Source organism: Bradyrhizobium sp. 142 (assembly GCF_023074015.1).
In the GTDB taxonomy this organism is placed as follows: domain Bacteria; phylum Pseudomonadota; class Alphaproteobacteria; order Rhizobiales; family Xanthobacteraceae; genus Bradyrhizobium.
Genome location: NZ_JADPKQ010000170.1, coordinates 1 through 2,197, shown reverse-complemented (window position 1 = coordinate 2,197; position 2,197 = coordinate 1). Strand labels below are relative to the sequence as shown.

2 protein-coding genes are annotated in these 2,197 nt (G+C 55.3%); one reads left to right on the top strand and one right to left on the bottom strand.

The features are described from left to right. The first annotated feature begins 369 nt into the window (after positions 1 to 369). The gene (locus tag IVA82_RS48530; RefSeq protein WP_256374932.1) at positions 370 to 498 is read left to right on the top strand and encodes a hypothetical protein; all 129 of its coding nucleotides are present in this window, start codon (positions 370 to 372) and stop codon (positions 496 to 498) included. Positions 499 to 1,012: 514 nt separating this feature from the next. Here the strand turns inward: IVA82_RS48530 and IVA82_RS16075 are convergent. Next, positions 1,013 to 2,002 carry an ABC transporter substrate-binding protein gene (locus IVA82_RS16075; protein ID WP_247385079.1) on the bottom strand — a complete coding sequence of 330 codons (990 nt, stop codon included), beginning with the start codon at positions 2,000 to 2,002 and terminating at the stop codon, positions 1,013 to 1,015. Positions 2,003 to 2,197 lie beyond the last annotated feature (195 nt).

Below are 2,197 nucleotides of genomic sequence, written 5' to 3'. Positions count from 1 at the left end.
CGCCGCTGCGCACCGAACGGCACATTCCAAACTCGATTGCGACGATGCGTCGACGGCTCGTTCTCGCCCTCGTCAGAAGTCTGTCGCGATGTCCATGTTGCGCAAGAGCGATCCTGCGTCCGCGATCGCGCAAAAATTTATGACGCAGTAAGACTAGTCCACTTGCCCGATAATCCGGCTGACATCCGTCCGAGGTTCCCTTCCGTCTTTTGTTTGCAGTCCAGCACTGTCACCGCAATCACGTCCGGCGATCACATTGGCTGAAAATGGCAACGTAGTCGGCATCCGTTTGGATTATGGACTACCGCCCTCGCCGAGCCCAGCCTATACAAAGCGTCAGTTGACTGCTTCTAGCGGCAGGAGAATTTCATGGTCAGTGAAAAAGGCCCGAACATAAAGAAGAAACAGAAGTGCAAAAATTGTGAAGGCAAAGGCTTGCTCAAGAAGGGCGACAAGGTGGTGAAGTGCCAGCGCTGCAAAGGCACGGGGGTGCGGTGACAGTGCATTCAATGACACTCGCCGCTTTCGCGGGATCGAAGACTCAATACGTGCACCTAATGGCTCAAGCCGCTTCGCGAGTTCGAGCGCACTGTCAACGCAATAAAAGCAAGAAATCGGCACCCGCCCCAAGTCGAACGCCGCCGGCTCTATCCTGTTTTCGCGTCTTATGGCCCATGCAATATGGACCGGGGTATTACGGTGACAGGTGCACTCAATGACTTTCGGCCTGCTTTTCGGGGTTCGAACGCTCAATAAGTGCACGGTCACCGTAATCACCCGATGCTGTTAAAAAAGTCTTTTAGAGATCGCCGGTGCGTTTTTCACCCGACGACGCGAGGGGCACATCGTTTCTCAGAAAAACGACCACATGGCTTCGTATCGAAGCTACAGAGCATTGCAGCGGCGGGGTCGTCTAAAAACCAACTTTTGCGAGATTTTCGGTGTCGTTCGATTTTCGACCTTTGCAACATATCTGCCAAGGGCCGGACCCACGCGTCAATTAATCGCCGGACTATTCGATAACCTCGTCTGCGCGGGCTAGGAGTGCCGGTGGCACTACGAGGCCAATTTCCTCCGCGGTCTTCACGTTGATAATCAGTTCGACCTTGGTCGGTTCTTGCACAGGCAGATCGGCAGGATTCTCGCCCTTCAGAATACGATCGACATAACTAGCCGAACGACGATGCATATCAGGAGAATTCGGTCCAAGTGAAATCAAGCCACCCTCGGCGACCTGGGAGCGGTTCCAAAAGATTGCTGGCAATTTGTATTTGATCGCCAATTGCACGATCTGCTTGCGATAGACGATGGAGAAGGTCGCGGCCGTGATGATTAGCCCGCCATTCGGCTTCTCGGCCAGTGACTGAATGCCGTGGTCGACGTCGTCGAAGCTGCGTACGGGAACCAAAATCGGCTCTACCGAAAGGGATCTTGCCGCTGCTTCAAACGATGTCCGGAAGCCTGTGAAGTTGTGATTGTTGGGATCACCGAGTAGCGCAATCCGCGTCAGTTTAGGCGCTATCTCCTTGAGTAATTCCAGCCATTTGCCACCGATATCGTACTCGAACGGCGTAAACCCGGTGATATTGCCCGATGGTCGCGAAAGACTTGCAACAAAACCACCAGCCACCGGATCCGTCACATTCAGGAACACAATCGGTATCTTGTCTGTCGCACCATGTAGGGCCACCGTGGCGACCGTGCCGCTTCCCATGATCACTGCGGGCGACAGTCTCACCAACTCCATGGCTGACGACCGAGCGCGGTCGCGGTCGCCGCCTCCCCAGCGATAATCGATCTGCAAGTTGGCGCCTTCACTCCAGCCTAAGGCTCGCAATCCTGACTTAAACGCCGCCAGATCGGTGGCCGATTGAGCGTCGCCCTCAACACTGCTGAACATAACGCCGATCCGCTGCATTCGATCGCGCTGCTGTGCGCGGGCCACCAGTGGCCAAATCAGCGATGATCCGCTGAGCAGTGTAATGAACTCGCGCCGTTTCATGCTGTCCCCCGTGGCACGAACATTCTTACAGTTCAAGGCGGCGTTAGATAGGGTGAAAGCCGTCTTTTTGTGAAGTCAGTTGCGCGCGAACGATGACCGTTAATGGGATGGTCCGGCCGTGCTCCTGCCCCGCCAGCAAGCGAAGCTGGCAAGGGGCGCCACAGACAAGGAGCACGCCATGTCTCAGACACCCAA

Coding starts and splice junctions, on each gene's coding strand:
- IVA82_RS48530 (WP_256374932.1), top strand. CDS start 370: ATGGTCAGTGAAAAAGGCCCGAACATAAAGAAGAAACAGAAGTGCAAA.
- IVA82_RS16075 (WP_247385079.1), bottom strand. CDS start 2,002: ATGAAACGGCGCGAGTTCATTACACTGCTCAGCGGATCATCGCTGATT.